Source organism: Micromonospora sediminimaris (genome assembly GCF_016863575.1).
Taxonomy (GTDB): domain Bacteria; phylum Actinomycetota; class Actinomycetes; order Mycobacteriales; family Micromonosporaceae; genus Micromonospora; species Micromonospora sediminimaris.
On sequence record NZ_BOPD01000036.1, the window covers coordinates 26,546 to 48,988 of the forward strand.

Here is a 22,443-nt window from a genome sequence, read left to right on the forward strand (position 1 = left end):
GGCGGATCGTCGCGGATCCTGTGCGCCAGGTGAAGCAGAGCAAGTGCGCCGTTCCGGCAGGGCCTGTCGCGGGCGCGGGGGCGCGGGGGTGGGGGCGATGCGACGATCAGGGGTGAGATCGACCTCGACGTCTGATGCGGGGGGAAGCATGGGGGAGCAGGAGCCGTACGCGGGGCTGGCCACCACGTTCGACACGGCCGCCGAGCTGTACGAGCGGGCCCGACCAGGCTATCCGGAGCCGTTGTTCGACGACCTGGCCGCGACGACGGGCCTGGTGACCGGGCCGGCCAGGGTGCTGGAAATCGGCACGGGCACCGGCCAGGCCACCCGTGGTCTGCTGGCGCGCGGCTGGCAGGTGGTCACCCTGGAACCGGGACGGGAACTGGCCTCGGTGGCGCGCCGCGTGCTCGCCGGTCGCGGAGACGTACGCGTCGTGGAGTCGCCCTTCGAGCGGTGGGAAGCCGGCGACCTCGCGCCCTTCGACCTCGTCTTCGCTGCCACGTCGTGGCACTGGCTGGGCCCGGAGGTCGCCTACCGCCGTGCCGCCGAACTGCTGCGCCCCGGCGGTCACCTGGCCATCGTGGCCACCGAGCACGTGTCACCGCCCGGGGGTGACGACTTCTTCCGGCAGGTCGAGCGGATCTACGACGAGGTCGGCATGGGCGACGGGCAGGGCGGCCCGAAACCACCCGAGGCGATCGCGGCCCCCGATGTGGCGGCGATGGCGGGCAGCGGCTTCTTCGCCCACCCGACCGTGCACCGCTACGTCTGGAGCCGCGACTACACCGCCGAGGAGTATCTGACCCTGCTCTCCACGTACTCCGGTCATATTGCCGCCGCGCCCTGGCAGCGACGGACCCTCTTCGACGGGATCCGGCAGCTTATCGCCGCTCGCCCGGCCGGGACGGTACGCAAGCACTACCTGAACACCCTCCAGATCGCCGTACGCGTCGACTGACGGCCGACCTGTCGCGTCCGCCGCTCTGGCAGCATGGCGACGTGCTGATCTACAAGATCCTGCTGCCGGCCGAGTGGGCCGAGTTCCAGGCTGCGGGCCGGTTCAACGGCTCACCGTTCGACCGGGACAGCGGCTACATCCACTGTTCGTCGCGATCCCAACTGGCCGCCACGGCGGCACGGGTCTTCGGCGATCAGCCGCAGCTTGTCGTCGTCGCGCTCGACGCGTCCCTGCTCGGTGGTGCGCTGCGGTGGGAGGACGCCCCGAATGGTGGGCCGTTCCCGCACGTCTACGCGGCACTGCCGGCGGCAGCGATTCGTGGGGTCCACGAGGTCGCGGGTGCGGCCCGGGTGGACGAGGCGGTTCCCCTGGCATAGCCGGCGGCGGGCGCGGGGCGCGTCGCGCACCTGCGTCCGCCGCCGGTCTGCTCGGCGTCGCGGCGAAGCCGGATCAGGGGGTCAGCACCGTTCCCATTTGAGGTTGAAGAGGGTGTCGACGTCGCCCTCGGTCGTCGTCATGGACATGCTGACGTTCGATCCGGCGGTGCCCGGGTCCACTCTCAACTCGGTGTTGACGTTGAGTACCCGCTGTTGCCCGCAGGGCGTGTAGACCAGCACGGGGGCGACGTCCGAGGTGCCCCAGAAACCGTTGTAGGGGCCGGTGAAGGTCGCGTCGGTGCGGCTGGTCTCGGACGAGCCCTGCCAGTAGTAGGTCGTACGCTGGCGACCGGTCGCGCCGGTGGGGATCCGGGCCCGGCCCCGGTAGTCGGCGGCCGCTACGGCGATGGTCCAGCCGGCCGGCACGGTGACGAGCACACCGAGCTGACAGTTCTTTCGGCTGTCGGTGACATCGACGCCGCGGCCCGCCGTCGCGACGAAGTCGTAGTACCGGATCCGGAAGCCGGTGTTGTCGGGATGGGCCACCACCCGCGCGGTGCCGGGCGAGCAACCGGAGCCGTTGGCAGCCACCACCTCGACGGTGATCTCGCTGTCCGGTGCAGCGGTGGCAGCGGATGGAGCGGCGTGGGCCGGTGCGGACAGGGACAACGCGAGAACCGTGCCGAGTACGGCGAAGATCCCGGTTCTCGCGCCGACGAGGTTCTTTGTCATTCCGTTCCTCTCGGATGCAGTTGATGTTCACCGAATTCAACGCGTGTTTCTTCGCCGAACGGCCGTGAGGCGCTTCGCGTGCCGGCCCGTTGTGGGTGGCGGTGAGTAGCACTCGGTTGGCGTTCTGCGAGAGGATGCTAGCGATGGGGGGCGAGGGTCGCAAGCATCAGTCTCCGTCTATGTGATCCAATGCTGGCCTTTGCTTGATCGGAATTGCCAGACGCGGAGATCAACCTCTATAACTGTTGCTGCGTAAGGGGTATCTGCCCGATCAACTGGCGGTGCGGGCCCAGGTTTCGAGCGATCTCCACCCTGTGGGACGTGGTGAAGTCGCCGGACTAAGCCGAATAAGATTCGGCTCGACATCCGCTGTCGACAAATCGAAATTACATTGACAGTCATCTATGTCTGTACGTAGCTTGTTCCGCATGTGGGTTCGTTTCCTGTACCGGAGGAGGATTCATGCGTAAACTGCTGACGCGGGGCGGCGTGGTGCTTGCGCTACTCGCTTCATCGTTGACCGTGGGGGCGTCGGCGTCCGCTAAGGGAGTCATGGATGATCCGCCCACCGACAAGGTCGTCATCGACCTTGTCGCGATGGCGGGCTCGGGGTGCCGGCCGGGCACTGCCGATGTCGCGGTCTCCCCGGACAACACCGCCTTCACCACCATCTACAGCGACTACCTCGTCCAGGCGGGGCCGGGCATCCCGGTCACCGACGGGCGGCGGAACTGCCAGCTCAACGTGCTGGTCCACGCTCCGGCCGGTTACACCTTCGCGATCGTCAAGGTGGACTACCGCGGGTACGGGCTGCTCAACCCGGGCGCCATCGCCTCGGCGCGGGCGAACTACTACTTCCAGGGCATGACGCAGAGCACCTTCAGCAACCACCCGATCCCCGCCCCGCTCGACGACAACTGGATGGTGACCGACGAGGTGCCGATCGCCTCCGTGGTCTGGCACCCCTGCGGCGAGCTGCGCAACCTGAACATCAACACCGAGCTGCGCCTGAGCCGGGGCCGGTCCACGGACACGAACTTCCTCACGATGGACTCGACCGACGGCAGCATCCAGACGATGTACCACCTCGCCTGGCAGCCCTGCCCGTGACCTGACGCGGCCTACGCCTCAGGAGGGTGGTCGGCGTCGCCGGCCACCCTCACCGGGTGCCCGGGGGCTGGCGGGCCGCGCCGCACCGGCTGGCGGGCCGCGCCGCACCGGCTGGCGGGCCGCGCCGCACCCGTGATCTCAGGTGGCGGAGGGGGAGGGCGCGGCGACCGCGGTGCGTTGCGCCGGTGCGGTCCAGGCCGGGTCCAGTTCGCGTCGGGCAGCGGCCAGGAAGACCTCGGCGTACGAGTCGGCGGGGAAGTCGCCCAGGTAGCGGGTGCGGGTGGCCCAGCGCGCCTCGGCGAGCGGGTCGGTGTCGAGCAGCCCGGTCAGCACGTCGTCCAGGTTGGCCATGTCCCGGCGCAGCACGTAGCCGGCGGCGGCCAGCGGGAAGCGTTCGACGAACCGGTCGCCGTCGGTGCCCATGTCGGTCACCGCGTACGGCTTGCCCGAGTAGAGCCAGTCGGAGAGCACCCCGGAGACGTCGGAGACCAGCGCGTCCGCGCGGTTGACGCAGTCGGTCAGGGTGAGCTTGCTCGCGGCGGCACCGTGGAGGTGCGCCCGGCCGGTGCGGGCCCGGTCGGCGGCGAGCAGGTCGTGCAGCCGCGCCAACTGCCGGGCCGAGGCCGGGTTCTGCGCGGTGTAGGGGTGGGCCCGCAGGATGACCGTGGCCCCCCGGTCCAACAGGCGTCGGAGCAGGGGCTCGGCCACCGGCAGCGAGCAGTAGTCGGCGTCGGCGTTGTGCCCGGTCCAGGTGGGGGTGTAGAGCACCGTCGGATTCGTCAGCCCCCGCGTCGGCCGCGAACGCACCTCGATCGCCTCGACCTGGGGACGGCCGACCACCACGAACTTCTCGGCGGGGATGTCGATTCCGGCCCGTGCGTACCGGTCGATGGCCGCCTCACCGGCGACGAAGATCCGGTCGAAGATCGCCGAGACCGGGTTGGCGCTGGGCGCCTTGTCGCTGTCACCGTGATGCAACTGCACGTGGGTGAGCTGGGTGAACCTGATGCAGTGACTGTTCTTCGCGCCGTGGTTGACGTAGAACGCCGCCCGCAGGCTCGGCACCAGCACCTCGTCCATGCTCCGGGTGGTGGGGCAGTAGACCACCGGGGCGGTGGTGGCCGCCGCGATGGTGGCCAGGAACTCGGGCTCCCGCACCATCACCACGAAGGGCCGGCCGATCCGTTCCAGGTACGGCAGCCACATGGTGACCTGGTACTCGGAGCCGGGCGGGGCCGAGAAGTGCAGGACGAACTCGGGCTGGTGCCGGCGCAGCGCCCGGGCCACCGCCGACCCGGTCGGGGACGGCCGGAACCGGCGCCGGGCCAGGTCGAGGGCGACGGCCGCGGCGGCACCGCCCACCAGCAGCGTCGCCGCCAGGGCCAGGGCCGCGGGCAGCCCCGCCAGCGCGGCCAGGGCCAGCAGACCGAGCAGTACGGCCACAGCGTCGCCGAGCACCGCCGCGACCTGTGGCACCCAGGCGCGTACCGGAAGGTTGGCGGCGCGGATCTCCAGGTTTCCGGCCTGGCGCAGCGGACCGGTGAGCAGCACCAGGCCCAGCAGGACCAGGGCGGTCGCGGCCAGGGCCGGGTCGAAACCGGCGTCGAGTTGGCGGGCGTAGCCGACCAGCACCCCGGCCGCGATCAGCGCGGTCTCGGCGACGTTGTCGGCACCGGGTCGCACCCGGCGCTCCCAGACCGTGGCGGCGAGCGCCACCACGGCCAGGCAGAGCCCCCAGGCGGTCGCTCCGGTGAGTGCGACCACCAGGAAGGCCAGGACCGCCCCACCGGTGGCCAGGCCCCGTGCGGTCAACTTCCGGACCAGCTCACCACGCATTTCGGTGTCGCTTTCGCGGTCGTGTGGTCGGACGGGTCAGCCGACGGCGGCGGCGCTGGCCGCCCGGTCGGTCTGGGCGGGTACGGCGACGGCGACCGGTGCCTCACCCGGCGGCCGGCGGACGTCGATCACCTGGCCGGTGAGATCCGAGATCAGTACGTCCAGCGACGACTGGGCGACGGTCTCGGCGGCGAGCAGCGTGTGCTCCGGTTCCGCGCCGAAGGCCTTCGTCCGCATCGGGGTGGCGGTCCGCTCCGGGTTGATGACGTTGACCCGTACGCCGAACTCCGCCCACTCGTCCGCGAGCGCCTGGGTCAGGTTGACCAGGGCGGCCTTGGTGGCCGAGTAGAGCGCGTAGTCGGCCCGCCCCCGGGTGTACGAGCTGGAGGTGTAGAGCAGCAGCTGGCCCTTTGTCTGCTGGAGGTAGGGCAGGGCCTGCCGGGCGACGGTGACCGGGCCGACGAAGTTGACCTGGAGCACCCGGTCGATGGTGTCCTGGTCCATCTCGGCCAGCGCGCCCTTCTCCAGGATCCCGGCGGTGACCACGACGTGGTCGATCCGGCCGGTGGCCTCGAAGGCGGTCCGCAGCGCGGCCTCGACGTCCTCGGGGCGCTCCACGTGGGTGCCGGTGCTGGAACGGCTGAACGGGAAGACCTGGGCACCGTAGCGGCGGGCCAGCTCGGTCAGGTCGTGACCGATGCCGTAGCTGCCGCCGAAGACGACGATGGTGCGGCCGGAGACCTCCTCGCTGTACGCGCGGTGGTCGGTCAGCCGCGGCACCTTCGCGGCGGCCAGCTGGAACAGCTTGTCGGCCAGGTGCACGTCGACCGGGTGGGTGACCTTGATGTTCTCGTCGGAGCCGTCGATCACCTTGATCGGGGTCTCCGGCAGGTAGCGCAGCACCACCCCGCAGTCGTCGGTGGCGGCGAAGTTGGGGTCGCCCTCGGCCCGGCGGTACGCCTCCCGGATGGTGCCGGAGCGGAACGCCTGCGGGGTCTGCCCCCGGCGCAGCGTGGCGCGCACGGGGATGTCGGTGATGCACTCGTTCTCGTCGACCTGGATGATCGTGTCGGCCGACGGGATGGCCACGTCCACGGCCGAGTAGGTCCACAGCGCGTTCACGCACTCCCGGACGATCCGGCCGCTGAGCAGCGGGCGCACCGCGTCGTGGAAGAGGATGTTGCAGTCGCCCTCACCGACCGCGTCCAGCGCGACGCGGGTGGTGTCGTTGCGGGTGTCGCCGCCCTCGATGACCTTGGTGACCTTGCGGAAGCCGGCCTTGTCGACGATCTTCTGCGCCTCGGCGACGTGCCCGGTGGCCATCAGCACGATGATCTCGTCGATCTCGGGCGCGGCCTCGAAGACGGCCAGCGTGTGCTCGATGATCGGCTTACCGGCGATCTTGAGCAGCTGCTTGGGAATGCCCAGACCCAGCCGGGTGCCGGTGCCGCCGGCCAGCACCACCGCCACCGTCCGTGAGGGTCGCCACGGCGTCCGGTCCTCCGACGTGGTACCCGGATCGGTGGTCTGGTCCTGCGTCATTGCCGGTCCTCGCTCTCGGGGGTGCATGACTGTGGTGGGTAGGTGAACGGAAGGTTCCGCCGACGCGGCGACGGAGTGAACCATAACGCGCGGGCCGCGTCGTCCCAACGGGACAACGCGGCCCAAGATCTTGGGCACGCTCGGCGACGTCGCCGCTCGTTCACCCAGACTCTACTTGCCGTTCGTAAATGCCTCGTAAGCCGCCAGTACCTCGCGAGTCGGGCCGTCCATCCGGATCTCGCCGGATTCCAGCCAGATGGTGCGTTCGCAGGTGTCCCGTACGGAAGAGAGCTGGTGGCTGACCAGGAACACCGTGCCGGCGCTCTCCCGCAGCTCCCGCACCCGCCGCTCGCTGCGCTTGCGGAACGCCTTGTCGCCGGTGGCGAGGGCCTCGTCGATCAGCAGCACGTCGTGCTGCTTCGCGGCGGCGATGGAGAAGCGCAGCCGGGCCGACATGCCGGAGGAGTAGGTGCGCATCGGCAGCGAGGCGAAGTCACCCCGCTGGTTGATCCCGGAGAACTCGATGATCTCCGGGAGCTTGCGCCGTACGTCGGCCGGTGACATGCCCATGGCCAGGCAGCCGATCGTAACGTTGCGCTCGCCGGGGAGGTCGTTGAGCAGAGCGGCGTTCACGCCCAGCAGCGAAGGCTGCCCCTGGGTGTAGACGGCCCCCCGCTCCACCGGCAGCAGTCCGGCGATGGCCCGCAACAGGGTCGACTTGCCGGAGCCGTTGGTGCCGATCAGCCCGATGGCCTCGCCCCGGTACGCGGTGAACGAAACTCCGCGTACCGCGTGCACCTCCCGGACGTTCGGCGTGTTGGTGCGGGTGATCAACCGCTTGAAGGCGGCCACCGGGCTGGTGTTGCCGGCGGAGCCCCGGTACACCCGGTAGACGACGTGCGCGTCGTCCACCACCACGGTGGGGATCCGCTCCTCGATTCGGGGAAGGGTCACCGTCACATCATTGGACATTTCAAGGTTAACCACGGCCGTACTCCTGTTCGCCGCGCCAGAAGTAGAAGTAGCCGCCGAGCCCCGCGACGACCGCCCAACCGAGCGCGATCAGCCAGGTCAGCGGCAGCGAGTCGTTGAGCAGGTGGGTGTTCTCCAGCAGGGAGATGCGGGCCAGCTCGATGTAGACAAGCATCGGGTTGAACTGCACGATGCCCGTGGCCCAGCCGGGCAGGTTCTCGGCGAACAGGGTGACGCTGTAGAGCACGCCGGAGCCGTACATCCAGGCCCGCAGGATGAACGGCATGACCTGCTTCAGGTCGGTGGCCTTGGCGCCCAGCCGGGCCATCGCCATGGTCAACCCGGCGTTGAAGACCGTCTGGAGCAGCACCGCCGGCACCAGCATCAGCCACATCAGGGTGATCGGCTCACCGGTGGCGACCACGATGATCAACAGCACCACGATCGAGCCGAGCAGCTGCTGGAACTGGGTGGCGGTGATGGCCAGCGGCAGGCAGGCCCGGGGGAAGTGCAGAGCGCGGATCAGGCCGAGGTTGCCGCTGATCGCCTGGGTGCCCTGCTGGAGGCTGACCTGGGTGAAGTTGAAGATGAACACCCCGGTGGTCAGGTAGGCGATGAAGTTGGGCATGTTGCGGGTCTGTTCGAGCACCACACCGAAGATCAGGAAGTAGACCGCGGCGTTGCTCAGCGGGGTGAGCACCTGCCAAAGCTGCCCGAGCCGGGCGTTGCTGAACGAGGCGGTCAGCTTGGCGTGGGCGTACGCGGAGATGAAGTGCCGGTAGCGCCACAGCTGGCCGCTGTAGGCGCCGATCGTGGGCCGCTCGCCGGCCACCCGCAGCCCGTGTCGGGCGGCCAGCTGAGCTGGGGTGAGGCCGGAGTCGGGGTCGGCCAGCAGGTTGGCCATGGGGATGGGCGCTCCGATCTGTCGTGCCGGCGTTATGTCGCGCGATGAGTGAATCTAGCGTGGGTCAGTGCGGGAGCGCCGCCCCCGGTCGCTGGCTGGACAGTAGTCCGAAATACGTCGGGACGCAACCGTAGCGTCGTTGCGCTACGCTGTGCCGGTGACAGTCGAGAAGAGTCCCAGGTGACGGCCGAGAAGAGGCGCGCGCCGGCCGGTGCGGCGGTGCTCCGGGGTGAGATCACCTCGGCCATCCGTCGGGCCCTCATGCAGGAACTCGCCGCGGTCGGATACGGCCGGCTCTCCATCGAGGCGGTGGCCCGCCGGGCCGGGGTCAGCAAGACCGCGATCTACCGCCGCTGGAACTCGAAGCTCGACCTGGTGCTGGACGTGGTCTCGGCCGTCGCGAGCCGGAAGCTGCCGATGCTGGACACCGGAACCCTCGACGGTGACGTCCGGCTGCTGCTGCTGGTCGTGAGCGGTGCGCTGGGTCACCCGGTGGCGTCGCAGATCATCCCCGACCTGCTCGCCGAGGCGGCGCGCAATCCGCAGATCGCCGGGACCCTGCAGAGCGCGCTGAAGGACTACCAGGACCGGATCGGCAAGATCGTTATCGGGCGGGCGGTGGAGCGTGGTGAGCTGCCCAGCGGCGCCGACCCGCGGACCGCGGCCGACCTGATCGTCGGGCCGATCTACTGGCGGATGGCCATCGCCCGGTTGCCGCTGGACCCAGCCGAACTGGACCGGATGGCACGGGCTGCCGTGGCTGCCCTGCGGGTGGCCTGCGCCGTGCCGGAGGACGAGCTGGCCTGAGCTGCGTGGCGTTCGCCACCGAATCGTGAACGCCGGCTGGACGCCCCGTGAACGGCTTTCTCATCTTCCGTGTCCAACGGACTAGTATCGCACCCCGAACTTGCGAACAGTCCGGCAACGGGAGGGGATCTTCTTCATGACTGGGCAGCGCCCGGCCTTCATACCGCCAGCCCGCCCGATCATCGGCGAAGCCGAGATCGAGGCGGCTGTCAGGGTGTTGCGCAGCGGCATGGTGGTACAGGGACCTGAGGTAGCCGCGTTCGAGCAGGAGTTCGGCGAACTCGTCGCCAACCGACACTGTGTCGCCGTCAACTCCGGCACCTCCGCCCTCCAGTTGACCCTGCTGGCGCTCGGCGTCGGCCCGGGCGACGAGGTCATCGTGCCGTCGTTCTCCTTCGCGGCCAGCGCCAACGCGGTGCGGCTGGTCGGCGCCGAGCCGATCTTCGTGGACATCGAGCCGGGTAGCTTCTGTCTCGACCCGGAGGCGGTCGCCGCCGCGGTCACCACGCGGACCGTCGCCATCATGCCGGTCCACCTGTACGGCCACCCCGCCGCGATGGACCGGATCATGGCGGTCGCGCAGCGGCACAGCCTGGCCGTGGTCGAGGACGCCGCCCAGGCCCACGACGCCAGCCTGCACGGCACCCCGGTTGGCGCGTTCGGCACCGCCGGTTGCTTCAGCTTCTATCCCACCAAGAACATGCACTCCCTGGAGGGAGGCATGATCAGCACCGCGGACGCCGGGCTCGCCCGCACCTTGCGGCTGCTGCGCAACCAGGGCATGGAGCAGCGGTACGCGAACGAGATCGTCGGGGCCAACATGCGGATGACCGACGTGGCCGCGGCCATCGGCCGGGTGCAGTTGACCCAGCTCGGCGAGTGGACCGAGCAGCGTCGGGCCAACGCCAAGTACCTCGACTCGAACATCACCGGCATGGTGACCCCGCCGGTGGCGGACGCCGCCCGGCACGTGTACCACCAGTACACCGTCCGGGTCCGGGGCGACCGGGACGCCGCCCAGGCGCGCCTGCACGAGTCGGGTATCGGCAACGCCGTCTACTACCCGACCCCGATCCACCGGCTCAAGCCGTACCTGGACAAGGACGGCCAGCCCGGCCCCTGGGAACTGCCGGAGACCGAGCGGGCCGCCGCCGAGGTGATCTCGCTGCCGGTGCACCCCTCGCTGAGCCCCGACGACCTTGAGCGGATCGTCGAGGCCGCCAACCTCGCCGGTGGTGCCCGGTGAGCGCGCGGCAGGGCGGCAAGCTGCGCGCCGGCCTGATCGGCCTCGGCGCGATGGGGCGCAACCACGCCCGCGTACTCTCCGGTCTGGACGGGGTCGAGCTGGTCGGGATCGTCGACCCGGCCGGTGACCAGAGCGGCCTGCTCCGGGCGCCGGTGCTGCCCGATCTCGGCGAGCTGCTGGCCCTGGGCATCGACTATGCGGTGGTCGCCTGCCCGACCGCGCTGCACGAGCAGGTCGGGCTGGAACTCGCCGCACACGGGGTGCCCGCGCTGATCGAGAAGCCGATCGCGCAGTCCGTCGAGGCGGCGACCCGCCTCGTCGAGGCGTTCGAAAGCCGTGGGCTGGTGGCCGGGGTCGGCCATATCGAGCGGTACAACCCCGCCCTGCAAAACCTGCGCATCCGCCTGGAAGCGGGCGAGCTGGGCGAGGTCTACCAGGTGGTGACCCGACGGCAGGGCCCGTTCCCGCACCGGATCGCCGATGTCGGCGTGGTGATGGACCTGGCCACCCACGACATCGACCTGACCAGCTGGGTGACCGGCCAGGAGTACGTCTCGGTGTCGGCCCGGACGGTCTCCCGCAGCGGCCGACTGCACGAGGACATGGTCGCGGTCGTCGGCCAGCTCTCCGACGGCACGATGGTCAACCACCTGGTCAACTGGCTCAGCCCGCTCAAGGAGCGGTCCACAGTCATCACCGGCGACCGGGGATGCTTCGTCGCCGACACGCTCACCGCCGACCTGACCTTCTACGCCAACGGCGCGATCGGCACCGAGTGGGAGGCGCTGCGGGCCTTCCGCGGCGTGGCCGAGGGCGACATGGTCCGCTACGCCATTCCGAAGCGCGAGCCGCTGCTCGTCGAACACGAGCGCTTCCGGGACGCGGTCGAGGGCAAGGAGAGCGACATCGTCACCCTCCGGCAAGGGCTGCGTACGGTGCAGGTCGCCGCGGGGCTGTTGGCGTCGGCCACCGACGGCACGGTGGTCGCGGTGGCGCCGGGCCACCATGAGGAGACCGCCGCCGCCCGCTAGCCGGTCCGACCGACGACACCGGGGCCGTTCCGCTGACGCGGAACGGCCCCGGAAACGGTTGGCCGGTACGTCAGCGCGTGGCCGCCGGTGGCTCCAGCACCAACCGGTCGAAGTCCTTGTGCGTGACGGACCAGTCCCACTCGCCGAGCACGTGCGAGGCCGCCGCCCGGCCCGCCTCGCGCCAGGTCTCCTCGGACGCGGTGACGTCCAGGATCCGCTGCGCCGCCTCCGCCGGAGTGGAGACCACCCAGTCACTGGGGAAGAGGGTGCGGGCACCGTGCGCCCGGCCGGCGAAGAACGGCCAGTCCCGTACCACCGGCACGGCACCACTGGCGGCACCCTCGACCAGTCCGCAGTGGAAGCTCTCCCGTACCGAGGTGCTGAGGATGACCCCGACATCGGTCAGGGCCCCCGGCACGTCCTCCGTCCGGCCGGTGCGTACCACGGCACCGGTGGGCTCCAGCTCGGCCAGGTCCGCGGCCAGCTCCTCCGCGTACCTCGCCACCCCTGGGCCGAGCGAGGTGCGCAACTCGTCACCGATCAGCTTCAACCGGTACCGGTCGTCGCGGCGGCGCAACTCGCGGAGCACCTCCAACGCCCAGCGCGGGTCCTTCGCCACCGCACTTAGCCCGACCAGGCCGAGCATGAAGCGGGCCTCCGCCGACGGCTTCGGCAGCACGTACCGGTGCAGGTCCATGGCGTTGGCGATCACATGGGTCCGCGGACCCTCCGGCCCGCGAAGCCGGGGCACCGCCGCCAGCGCCAGATCGCGCAGGTGCTCGGAGACGAAAACGAGGTCGTCCACCCGGGACCAGTCGGTCAGGTGCGGCCACCAGGTGAACGCCTCGAAGCTGTGCAACCGGATGATCACCCGGGCCGACCCCGGATCGATCATGGTGAGCATCGCGGCGGCCAGGTTGCACCAGTCGACGAAGATGGTGTCCGCCCAGGCGACGTCGGCGCCCCAGGCCTCCTGGACCCTGCGGGCGTGCTCGGAGCTGCCGGCGAGCCGGTGTCGGGTCAGACGCATCCGCCCGTTGCCGAGCACCGGGCGGATCGACTCCTCCACCAGGTTCAACCGGCGGACCTCCACGCCGGGCGTCGCCTCGTAGCGATCGAGGATCGGCCCGATGAAGTTGTCGTTGATCCCGGTGAAGAAGAGCATCCGGTGTGGACGGTCGGCGGGTGGGAATTCCGCCGGCGTACGGCGGCCCTGCGGAGTGGCCAAAGCCTTGCCGACCTCGCTCTTCAGCAGCGGAGCGAGGAAACCCGCCGGATCCGCGGCCAGCGGCGAGGTGAGCCCGTCGAAGTGCAGGTTCCGGTGGAACATCAGGTCGAAGGCGCGTACCACGTGCTCCGCGGCCTGGCCCGTCCGGCGCTTCTTCAGGTGGCCTTCGGCCATCTGAAGCTGTCCCTTGACCACCGTCTTCAGGTGCTCGGGCAACTGGCCCTCTTTGAGCTCCGCCTCGACCATCGGGCTGAGCACCTGACCCTTCGCCGCGACGCTGCGCATCCGGCGCTGGGCGGCGAGCACCAGCCGGTTCGCGCTGTCCCGGTGCCCGGCCCGGCGCATGCTGCGGTTCACCCGTCGGGCGGCCACGCCCCGCAGGCGTTCCGGCACACCGGGAGCGGTCACCGCCTGATGCCAGAACCAACGCACCGGGGCGAGCTGCATGGCCCTCTTGCCGGTACTCAGGTCGAAAACCCGTTTCGCCAGGTCGATGGTCTGACTGCGGGTGGTGCTGGTCAGCGCCGTGGGCGAGGGACCGATGGTGCTCAGCCGGTGCCGGCGGTACCGCGCCGGGTCGGCCGACCGCCTCTGCACCGCCTGCAACGCCGGAGCGATGCCGTGGACCGCATCGGCCCGCCGGTGCCGCTGCGCCAGCTGCCAGACCGTGTGCAGGGCCTTGACGTCCAGGGCGACCAGCACGTCGGCCCGCTTCGCGTGCCGACGGATCCACGGGTCACGCTGGGCGCGCAGCCACGGACGCCGGGCCGGGTTGGCCCGCTTGAGCATCCGGCCGAACCGCGGCCCCAACTGCGCTGCCGTGGGTAGCTGGTGCACCTCGGCCAGCTCGGTCACCGCCGGGATCTTCTCCACCGGGTCGAAGGTGGTGGCGATGCGTACGGTGACGCCCAGGGCCCGGAACTGCGTCAGCGCATCGGTGAGCACCGCCACTCGGGCGGGTACGGCGCCCAGCACTACCAGGACCTCGATCATGACCCACCTTCTCGGGCAAGAGCGGGAGCGTCGGCAGCGGCACCGGGCGCGGTGCCGGCCGGCCCGCCGACGCCCAGCACCAACTCGGTGACCTCCCGGACAGCAGGGATGAGCTGCTCCTCACGGGCGTACTGTCGCGCATCGACCCGCGCCTTGTCCCGTTCGGTCACGTCGGCGTTGCGGGCCAGGTCGGCGGCCCGCCGGAAGGCACCGGCCAGCGCGTCCGGCTCAAGCCCGACCGCCCCGGTCCAGAGCGGGTACGTGGACAGCAGGGTGGACGCGTCGTGCTCCGCCTCGTGGGCCGAGACCACGGGAAGCCCGGTGGCCATGTACTCGTAGACCTTGCCGGAGGTCATGTACTTGCCGCCGGTCACCATCAGCACGACGACGTCCCAGCGGGAGTAGAAGTCCACCACCTCGGCCTTGGGCACCGATCCGCCGACGACCACCCCGTCGGCGGCGGCAGCCTTGAGCAACTCGGCGTGGCGGTTGTCGCCCCGCGCCCAGCCGGAGCCGATGTGACCCCGCACCTCGAACGTGGCGTCGGTGAGCGCCGGGTCCGCCGCGCGGGCCTTCCGCCACCCCTCCAGCACCGCTTCGAGTAGCGGCACCGGCAGATTCAGCGCCCCGAGGTAGCCGAAGGCCAGCGGCCGGTCGGCGGGGGCGGGAATCGACTCGGCCGGGATGCTGGCCGCGTCGTAGCCGTTGCGCACGATCCGCATCTTGTGGGCCAGCTCCGGATAGCGCTCTCGGTACCAGCGGGAGATCGGCTCGTTGACGTTCCAGATCGCCACGGCGTCAGTGAGCAGCTTGGTCTCCCACCGGCCGGAGACCGAATCCCGGGGGAACGCCTCCCCGCCGTTGATCACATCAACGGACCAGCCGTCCCGGAAGTCCACCACGTAGGGAACCCGGTGGGTCTCCCACAACTTCCAGGTGGCGGCCAGGTTCACGTACGGGACGCAGGTGGCCACCAGCAGCTCCGCAGGTCGCTCGCGGTGGAGCCGGAGCACTGCCTCCTCCAACGCGGGCCGCCAGCCGCCGAACACCGGCTCGGGGAAGACCTTCAGGTGCTGTTCGCGCAGCTCGGTCAGATAGTCGTTGTGGTCCAACGCACGTCGTTCGGTGTACGCCCGGACGTCCGTCTCCAGGTCCTCCCGAAACAGCGGCAGCTTCACCACCCGGACGCGGGGGTCCACCCCGGCGACCAGCGTGTGGTCGAGGCCGTAATCGCGCTCCCACGCCTCGTCCGCGATGGTGACGACGGTGACGTCCCAACCCGCGGCGGCGAACTGGTTGGCCGTCGCCCGCATCCGGTAGGTCGAGCTCTTGGCCGCCGGCGGGAAACCGATCGCGAGATAGATCATGTGCGGTCGGGATCCGGACCGGCGCGTCCGGGAACGTTTCCACGAGTCCCAGAGAGGTCGCCGCTTGGTCATTTGTTCCGTTCCTGGGGAGGTGGGAAGATTCCGCGCGGGTACCCGGAGGGCCCCTCCTCGCTACCCGGTCGGATGGCGGCAGCCGCAGGACGTCTGCGGAGCGGGACCATGCCGGGAGGGACCTTTCGTCAGAGGTACGCCGTACCTCGTCGGTCGGCGGGACGCGGTTTCTGCTGGCGCCGGGCAGGGCCGTCGCGGACAGGGTGCTGACCCTACAATAACGCCGGCCCGAGCGTCCGTCGTCTCGGCCGCCGTCCGATCCGTCCGGTGGCCGGCCCGGTCGCCGTGGAAGGTTGCGCCCCAACATGACCACTCCCGACACCCGCGATCGCGAGCCCGCCCGCACCGAAAGCGCTGAGCCGGCGGAGAGCGACGCTTCCGCTCCGTCGCCGCGCGTCGAGCCGGCGGAAAGCGACACGTCCGCCACCCCGCCGCCGCTCGCCGGGCCGGCGGCCGGCGTCGGACGCGGTACCACCCGGCGTTGGCCGGTCGACGTGCTGGCCGCCCTGATGTTCCTCGCCGGCGCAGTCTGGGTCACCGGCCGAGGGTGGCTCGACCCCGACGGCCGGCTGCTCGGCAGCCGCCCCGACGACCAGGGCTTCAACGAGTGGATGCTGGCGTACGCGGCACACGCGGTCAGCCACCTGGAGAATCCGTTCTTCACCACGTTGCAGAACGCCCCGAACGGGGTCAACCTGGTGGCCAACGTCGGGCTGCAACTGCCCGGGCTGGTGCTCAGCCCGGTCACTCTGCTCTTCGGCGCGCCGGTCGCCTACCTGCTGTTCATCACGCTGAACCTGGCCGGTACCGGCTACGCCTGGTACCACGTCCTCTCCCGACACATCGTTAACTCCCGGGCGGCGGCCTTCCTGGGCGGCCTGTTCTGCGCATTCGCTCCGGCGCTTGTCTCACACAGCAACGGCCATCCGCACATCACGGCGCAGTGGCTGGTGCCGTTCATCGTCTGGCGGCTGGTCGCGCTCTCCCGGGGCGAGCACGTGGTCCGCGACGGTCTGGTGCTGGGCGCGCTGGTGACCGCGCAGTTCTTCGTCAGCCTGGAGATCCTTTTCCTCACCGCGCTCGGCTGTCTGATGCTGGTCCTGGCGTACCTCGCCGTCCGGCCGCGGGATGCGGTGCGCCGCGGGCGGGCGCTGCTGCCGGGCCTGGCGATCACCGCCGTGCTGGTGGCGGCCGTGGCCGCGTACCCGCTCTGGATGTACTTCGCCGGCCCGCAACACCGCAGCGGCCATCCCGGCACCCCCGACATGTACGCCCTCAAGCTCGGCTCGTTCGCCCGGTTCGCCACCGAGTCCGTCGCCGGCGGCCCGACCAGTGCCGTGGGCTGGGCGCCGAACACCACGGAACAGGCGAGTTTCTACGGCTGGCCGATGCTGTTGCTCGCTCTCGGCGCGTTGTGCTGGCTGCGGCGTGAGGCCGTCGCGCTGGTGCTCGGGGCGGTCGGACTGGTGTCGGCGCTGCTGTCGATCGGCACCACCTGGACCGTCGGCACCCGCCGTACCGACGTGCCCGCCCCGTTCGCGCTCGTGCAGCACCTACCGGCGTTCGACTCCGTGGTGGTGGCCCGATTCGCACTGATCACCACGGTGGCGCTCGGGGTACTGCTGGCGGTGGCCGCCGACCGGCTCGCCACCCGCCCGGGCTGGCCGTTCGGCCGGCTCGCCCGCGTAGCCGGTGCGGTGGCGGTGGTCGTCGCGCTGCTGCCGATCCTGCCGACGCCGCTGCCGGCCCGAGGCCGACCTCCGGTGCCGGACTTCGTCACCAGCGGGGCATGGCGCGACCACGTGGCGGCCGGCCGCACTCTGGTGCCGGTGCCGGTCACCTGGATGACCTCGGTGTACTGGGGCTCGGCTGCGCTGACCGGCTTCGCCGTCCCGGAAGGCTACTTTCTCGGACCGGTCTCCGCGACCGACACCACCGGACGCTGGGGAGTGGTGCCCCAGCCCACCGCGGCCCTGCTCACCGCCGTGTCGACGGGCAAGCGGGACACCACGGTCGGCCCTACGGAGATCACCCAGGCACGCGCCGACGTGCGCTACTGGAAGGCTGACGCGGTGGTGCTGCCCGACCGGGGCGCTCGCCGGCACGATGCGCTGAAGACAGTGCTCGACGCCCTGTACGGCCCGGGACAGCGGATCGACGACGTCTGGCTGTGGGACGTACGGCCGTTCACCCGATGAGCGCCGCGCCCCGGCCACCGGGTCAGGGCGACCACGGCCAGATCAGCAGCAGGTAGCCGCCGAAGTAGGTGGAGAAGGCGACCACCGCCACCAGCACTGTGGTCGCCCGCGCCCAGCCGGCCCGGGCCAGCGCCACGGCCGCCGGCAGCAGCAGCGGGAAGGCCGGCAGCAGGAACCGAGCCTTGGACTGGTAGTAGCCGGCCGTGCCCAGCGTGGTGACCAGCAGCAGCCCGCTGTAGATCAGCAGTTGCCACGGCTGCCGGTCGAGCACACTCAGTACGAAGAACATCAGTGCCAGCAGGGCCACCAGGCTCACCACGAACAGTTGCGGCGGGGCCGTCTGCGCCAGCGCCTCGCGGCCCCGGCTCACCGTGTAGACGCCGAAGTCGAAGGTGCTGCCCCAGCCGGCGGACTGGATGTGGAACCAGCCGTCCGGGCGCCCGACCTCGCTGCCCACCCAGGCCAGGTAGCCGAGCCAGCCGGCGGGGGCGAGCAGCGCGGCGACCCAGGGACGCCAGCCGTCCCGACGTCGGATGATCGCCACCAGTGCGGCCAGCCCCACCACCGGTATCAACGAGGACGCGGTCGGGCGGGTCAGGCCGGCGAAGAGGCAGAGCAGGCCGGCGGTGATCCAGTGGCCGCGCAGCAGGGCGTAGAGCGTCCAGGCGGCGAGGGCGGTGAACAGGGTTTCGCTGTACGCCATCGACTCGACGACGGCGTGCGGCACGGCCGCCCAGAGTGCGGCGAGCAGTACGCCGCTGCGCCGGTCGTGCAGGTACGCGCCGATCGCGAACAGCCCCCAGGCGGCGGCCAGGCCGGCCAGCCAGGCCACGATCAGCCCCGCGTCACGGGTGCTGAGCGGGGAGATCCGGTCCAGCGCGGCGGTCAGCCCGGGGTAGAGCGGGAAGAAGGCCATGTTGGACTGCGTCTTCTCGTACCCGTCGTAGCCGTGCTGGGCGATCGCGAGATACCAGACGCCGTCCGACTTCGCCAGGGACTCGCCCGGTGAGACGCCGACGCGATCGGCCCAGACGGCGAGGACCACCACACCGACCAGGCGGATCAGCGCGTAGGCGGCGAGCCCGGGCAGGGCGTACCGGGCGGCGTCCCGTAGTCGCCGGACCCGACCCGGCCGCGTCGGTGCGGCCACGGCCGCCGATTGCTGCTGGCGCTCCGCCGTCACCACCCCCGATCAACCCCGATCCGGGCCGCGTGGCGCTCGCTCGCCGCATCCGACCCTTCGAGCAGCCGTGCCGCAGGGTTCAGCCGGGCCGCAGGGTGCGGTAGGGAGAGGTGCAATGGATGATCCCGTCCGTGCCGAAAGGGGATGATCCGACAGCTCCTTCGCCGGGTGGCCGGGCGGCCTGACACCCGAGCGAAAACTGCCATCGGTCGTCAAACAGCATGGAGGTTAGCAATCGGCGCGGTAGGTCACGGACCCCCGACCGCCACGAGGTTCCGGGCCGGAACCCTGCCGTACACTCGCTCGGGTCCACGGGCGGGCGGTACCGGCGACGACGGAAACGGGCAACGATGGGAACTGACGACCTTGGTGGGAGTGGCCTGGTGAACGCACCGGACGTGACAGTCGTTGTCGCCGTCTACAACACCATGCCGTACGTGACCACCTGCCTGGAATCGCTTGTCGGGCAGAGCATCGGTCTGGAGCGGCTGGAAGTGGTCGCGGTGGACGACGGTTCGACCGACGGCAGCGGTGAGGAACTTGACCGCTTCGCCAAGCGCTACCCCGGCACCGTCACCGTGCTGCACCAGCCCAACTCGGGTGGCCCGGCGGGGCCGAGCAACCGGGCCCTGGACGTGGCGCAGGGGCGGTACGTCTTCTTCATCGGCTCGGACGACTACCTCGGCCCGGAGGCGCTGGAACGGCTGGTGGACGCCGCCGACCGGTGGGGTTCGGACGTGGTGCTCGGCCGGATGGTCGGCACCAACAATCGCTACGTGCACCAGGCCATCTACGCCAGCACCGAGGAACAGGTCGACCTGTTCGACAGCGCGCTGCCCTGGTCGATGTCGAACACCAAGCTGTTCCGGCGGGATCTGATCGAGCGGCACGGGCTGCGGTTCCGCGAGGACATGCGGATGGGCAGCGACCAGCCCTTCACCCTGGAGGCCTGCGTACGGGCCGGGCGGATCTCGGTCCTCGCCGACTACGTCTACTACTACGCGGTCAAACGGGACAACGCGCAGAACATCACCTACGCGAGTCGGTTCGAGGAGCGGCTGCGCTGCGCCGAGGAACTGATCAATTTCGTGGCCGGGCTGATCGAGCCCGGTTCCCGGCGCGACGCCGTCCTGGTGCGGCACTTCAGCTGGGAGGTGGCCAAGCTGCTGCGGGCCGACTTCCTCGACCTCGACCCATCGGTTCAGGAGCGTAGCCACCAGCGGATCCGCTGGCTGGCCGAGAGCTTCCTGACCGACGCCATCCGGGACCAACTCGCCCCCGACGTACGCCTGCGCCTGATGGTCGCCCGGCACGGAAGCCTGGAGCAGCTACGCGGGTTGATCCGTCAGCAGAGCGAGAAGCTGCTGCCTGCGTTGACTGTCGACGGCGACCGCTGCTTCGCCGGCTACGTCGGCTTCCGCGACCCGGAACTGGGCTTCCCGGACGAGTGGTACGACGTCACCGAGCGGGCCGCCAAATCGGCGGTCAAGACCACCGTGACCGACCTCGCCTGGGGCCGCGACGCCGCAGGTGGGCTGACCCTCGTGATCACGGCACACAACGCCTGGGCACGCCTGGCCGACCTCACCGGCGACGCGGTGCGGGTCACCATCGGTGACCAGCCCGCCGCCGTCTCGCTGCGCCCGGACGGGGCCGGTACGCTGCTACGTGCGGAATTCCCGGTGAAGCAGCTGCTCGCGGCGGGTGCCCAACGGTGGAAGGCCGGTGCCAAGCTCAGCGTGTTCGGCGGGCTCAGCACGGTGCCGCTGCGGGCGAAGGCTCAGCTCACCGCACCGCGCCAGGCGATGTGGCGCGGGCTCCGGTTGCACCGCGTCACCGCCAACACTGACCGCAAACTTCAGGTGCTCCTGACGCTCAAGCGCGTCCGGTACCGCCAGGTCGCCGCCACCCGTCTGGCCCGTCTGCGGCCCTCGAGAGGAAAGTAGTCCCATGAACATCTGCGTCGTCGCCCTCGGGAAGATCGGTCTGCCGCTGGCCGTGCAGTTCGCCTCGAAGGGACACCGGGTGGTCGGTGCCGACGTCTCCGAGCGGGTCGTCGAACTGGTCAACGACGGGGCCGTACCGTTTCCGGGCGAGACGGACCTGGACGTCAAGCTCAAGGAGGTGGTGGCCGCCGGCCTGCTGTCGGCGACCACCGACACCACCGCCGCGGTGGCCGCCTCCGAGGCGGTCGTGGTTGTCGTGCCGCTCTTCGTCGACGCCGACGGCGTACCGGACTTCGGCTGGATGGACGACGCCACCCGGGCGATCGCCGCCGGTCTCAAGCCGGGCACCCTCGTCAGCTACGAGACCACCCTGCCGGTCGGCACCACCCGGGGCCGGTGGGCGCCCATGCTGGAGGCAGGTTCCGGGCTCACCGCCGGTACGGACTTCCACCTGGTCTTCAGCCCGGAGCGGGTGCTCACCGGCCGGGTCTTCGCCGACCTGCGCCGGTACCCGAAGCTGGTCGGCGGCATCGACGAGGCGTCCGGTGAGCACGGGGTGCGCTTCTACGAGGCGGTGCTGGACTTCGACGAGCGGCCTGACCTGAACCGCCCGAACGGCGTCTGGGACCTGGGCTCGGCCGAGGCGTCCGAGCTGGCCAAGCTGGCCGAGACGACGTACCGGGACGTCAACATCGGCCTGGCGAACCAGTTCGCCAGGTTCGCCGACACGGTGGGCGTCGACGTCATCAAGGTGATCGAGGCGTGCAACACCCAGCCGTACAGCCACATCCACTCCCCGGGCATCGCGGTCGGCGGACACTGCATCCCGGTCTACCCACGGATGTACCTGTGGAACGACCCGGCGGCCACAGTGGTGCGCTCGGCCCGGGAGGCCAACGTCGCCATGCCGGAGTACGCCGTCGACCTGCTGGCCGCCGCGTACGGCGACCTGACCGACGTCGGTGTGCTGGTGCTCGGTGCCGCCTACCGGGGCGGCGTGAAGGAGACCGCGTTCTCCGGTGTCTTCCCGACCGTGGAGGCGCTGCGTCGGCGGGGCGCGAAGCCGTACGTCAGCGACCCGATGTACACAAACGAGGAACTTGTGGCGCACGGCCTGCCGGGCTACCACGGTGAGCCGGTCAGCGCCGCCGTCATCCAGGCCGACCACGTCGAGTACCGGACGCTCGGCCCCGCCGATCTGCCCGGCGTGACGGTCCTGGTCGACGGACGACGGGTCACCGAAGCAGCTCGGTGGACGGGCGTCCGCCGGGTGGTCATCGGGGGCTGAACGAGCCGTCTCCCGGGGCCCGGCGGCTACCGCTCGGGCCCCGGTCGTAACCGGGTCAGTGATCCCGTCGGGGCGGGTTGTCCAGGTCCCGTGAGACGACCTCGCCCCGCTCGTCGACCCAGCCCTTGGGCCGGGCCGGGTTGCCCGCGACCAGCTGGTAGGGCGCCACGTCCCGGGTGACCACCGAACCGGCGGCGATCATCGCGTACTCGCCGACCTCGATGCCGCAGACCAGGGTGGCGTTCGCGCCGATCGAGGCGCCCCGGCGCACCACCGTGGGAGTGATCTTCCAGTCCGGGTTCTGGGCGCGGGGACGGAAGTCATTTGTGAAGACCGCACACGGGCCGACGAAAACCTCGTCCTCCAGGAGCACCCCCTGGTAGACGGAGACATTGTTCTGGATCTTCACGAGGTCGCCGATCGTCACGCCCGCGTCGACATAGACGTTACGACCGATGACGCAGCCGGCACCGACCCGGGCCGACGATCGGATGTGGGCCAGATGCCACACCTTGGTCCCGTCGCCGACCGTGGCCCCCTGCTCGACGTCGGCGGTGGGATGGACGAAGACGGAGGGGGAGTTCTTGTCAGTCAACCTTCAGATCCCATCGGGTGTGCACGGTCTGGCGGAACTCGGCGCAGCATACCGGGCC

At 70.5% G+C, this 22,443-nt stretch carries 18 protein-coding genes; 9 read left to right on the forward strand and 9 right to left on the reverse strand.

Features of this window, described 5'->3' with window-relative positions:
* The first annotated feature begins 148 nt into the window (after nt 1-148).
* Nucleotides 149-958, forward strand: coding sequence for a class I SAM-dependent methyltransferase (locus tag Vse01_RS24590; protein ID WP_170863383.1), 810 nt, complete (start codon nt 149-151; stop codon nt 956-958).
* A gap of 41 nt (nt 959-999) precedes the next feature.
* The gene (locus tag Vse01_RS24595) at nt 1,000-1,335 is read left to right on the forward strand and encodes a DUF952 domain-containing protein (protein WP_093403133.1); all 336 of its coding nucleotides are present in this window, start codon (nt 1,000-1,002) and stop codon (nt 1,333-1,335) included.
* A gap of 81 nt (nt 1,336-1,416) precedes the next feature.
* Here Vse01_RS24595 and Vse01_RS24600 read toward each other — a convergent pair whose 3' ends face one another.
* Entirely contained in the window at nt 1,417-2,067 is a 651-nt protein-coding gene (locus tag Vse01_RS24600; RefSeq protein ID WP_093403134.1) for a DUF4360 domain-containing protein, read from the reverse strand.
* Between the two features lie 462 nt (nt 2,068-2,529).
* Between Vse01_RS24600 and Vse01_RS24605 the strand changes: the two genes are divergently transcribed.
* The gene (locus tag Vse01_RS24605) at nt 2,530-3,177 is read left to right on the forward strand and encodes a DUF4360 domain-containing protein (protein WP_093403136.1); all 648 of its coding nucleotides are present in this window, start codon (nt 2,530-2,532) and stop codon (nt 3,175-3,177) included.
* Nucleotides 3,178-3,315: 138 nt separating this feature from the next.
* On the opposite strand, the gene Vse01_RS24610 is transcribed toward Vse01_RS24605, so the two are convergent.
* The 4 genes from Vse01_RS24610 to Vse01_RS24625 form a co-directional block, all read right to left on the reverse strand.
* Nucleotides 3,316-5,013: a CDP-glycerol glycerophosphotransferase family protein gene (locus Vse01_RS24610; RefSeq protein WP_093403137.1), complete on the reverse strand. Its 1,698-nt coding sequence runs from the start codon at nt 5,011-5,013 to the stop codon at nt 3,316-3,318.
* A gap of 36 nt (nt 5,014-5,049) precedes the next feature.
* The gene (locus Vse01_RS24615; RefSeq protein WP_093403139.1) at nt 5,050-6,555 is read right to left on the reverse strand and encodes a bifunctional cytidylyltransferase/SDR family oxidoreductase; all 1,506 of its coding nucleotides are present in this window, start codon (nt 6,553-6,555) and stop codon (nt 5,050-5,052) included.
* A gap of 171 nt (nt 6,556-6,726) precedes the next feature.
* Entirely contained in the window at nt 6,727-7,527 is an 801-nt protein-coding gene (locus tag Vse01_RS24620) for an ABC transporter ATP-binding protein (RefSeq protein WP_093403140.1), read from the reverse strand.
* Nucleotides 7,528-7,534: 7 nt separating this feature from the next.
* Nucleotides 7,535-8,431: an ABC transporter permease gene (locus Vse01_RS24625; RefSeq protein ID WP_093403142.1), complete on the reverse strand. Its 897-nt coding sequence runs from the start codon at nt 8,429-8,431 to the stop codon at nt 7,535-7,537.
* A gap of 180 nt (nt 8,432-8,611) precedes the next feature.
* Between Vse01_RS24625 and Vse01_RS24630 the strand changes: the two genes are divergently transcribed.
* The 3 genes from Vse01_RS24630 to Vse01_RS24640 all read left to right on the forward strand — a co-directional run bounded on the left by Vse01_RS24630 (nt 8,612) and on the right by Vse01_RS24640 (nt 11,515).
* The gene (locus Vse01_RS24630) at nt 8,612-9,238 is read left to right on the forward strand and encodes a TetR/AcrR family transcriptional regulator (protein ID WP_093403143.1); all 627 of its coding nucleotides are present in this window, start codon (nt 8,612-8,614) and stop codon (nt 9,236-9,238) included.
* Between the two features lie 136 nt (nt 9,239-9,374).
* Nucleotides 9,375-10,484, forward strand: coding sequence for a DegT/DnrJ/EryC1/StrS family aminotransferase (locus Vse01_RS24635; protein ID WP_093403145.1), 1,110 nt, complete (start codon nt 9,375-9,377; stop codon nt 10,482-10,484).
* Nucleotides 10,481-11,515, forward strand: coding sequence for a Gfo/Idh/MocA family protein (locus Vse01_RS24640; RefSeq protein WP_093403146.1), 1,035 nt, complete (start codon nt 10,481-10,483; stop codon nt 11,513-11,515). Before Vse01_RS24635 ends, Vse01_RS24640 begins: the two co-directional genes overlap by 4 nt.
* A gap of 70 nt (nt 11,516-11,585) precedes the next feature.
* On the opposite strand, the gene Vse01_RS24645 is transcribed toward Vse01_RS24640, so the two are convergent.
* The gene (locus Vse01_RS24645; protein WP_093403148.1) at nt 11,586-13,736 is read right to left on the reverse strand and encodes a glycosyltransferase family protein; all 2,151 of its coding nucleotides are present in this window, start codon (nt 13,734-13,736) and stop codon (nt 11,586-11,588) included.
* Entirely contained in the window at nt 13,733-15,103 is a 1,371-nt protein-coding gene (locus Vse01_RS24650) for a glycosyltransferase (RefSeq protein ID WP_232511174.1), read from the reverse strand. Before Vse01_RS24650 ends, Vse01_RS24645 begins: the two co-directional genes overlap by 4 nt.
* A gap of 377 nt (nt 15,104-15,480) precedes the next feature.
* Between Vse01_RS24650 and Vse01_RS24655 the strand changes: the two genes are divergently transcribed.
* On the forward strand, nt 15,481-17,373 hold the full coding sequence (locus Vse01_RS24655) for a DUF6311 domain-containing protein (protein WP_093403151.1): 1,893 nt from the start codon (nt 15,481-15,483) through the stop codon (nt 17,371-17,373).
* Nucleotides 17,374-17,395: 22 nt separating this feature from the next.
* On the opposite strand, the gene Vse01_RS24660 is transcribed toward Vse01_RS24655, so the two are convergent.
* Entirely contained in the window at nt 17,396-18,523 is a 1,128-nt protein-coding gene (locus Vse01_RS24660; protein ID WP_232511175.1) for a putative hexosyltransferase, read from the reverse strand.
* A gap of 416 nt (nt 18,524-18,939) precedes the next feature.
* Here Vse01_RS24660 and Vse01_RS24665 point away from each other — a divergent pair, with 416 nt between their 5' ends.
* On the forward strand, nt 18,940-20,502 hold the full coding sequence (locus Vse01_RS24665; protein WP_093403152.1) for a glycosyltransferase family 2 protein: 1,563 nt from the start codon (nt 18,940-18,942) through the stop codon (nt 20,500-20,502).
* A 4-nt stretch (nt 20,503-20,506) separates the two neighbouring features.
* Nucleotides 20,507-21,790 (forward strand): nucleotide sugar dehydrogenase, encoded by a 1,284-nt coding sequence (locus tag Vse01_RS24670; protein ID WP_093403153.1) that lies wholly within the window; start codon nt 20,507-20,509, stop codon nt 21,788-21,790.
* 55 nt (nt 21,791-21,845) lie between these two features.
* Here the strand turns inward: Vse01_RS24670 and Vse01_RS24675 are convergent, their stop codons facing one another.
* On the reverse strand, nt 21,846-22,385 hold the full coding sequence (locus Vse01_RS24675) for an acyltransferase (RefSeq protein WP_093403154.1): 540 nt from the start codon (nt 22,383-22,385) through the stop codon (nt 21,846-21,848).
* Nucleotides 22,386-22,443 lie beyond the last annotated feature (58 nt).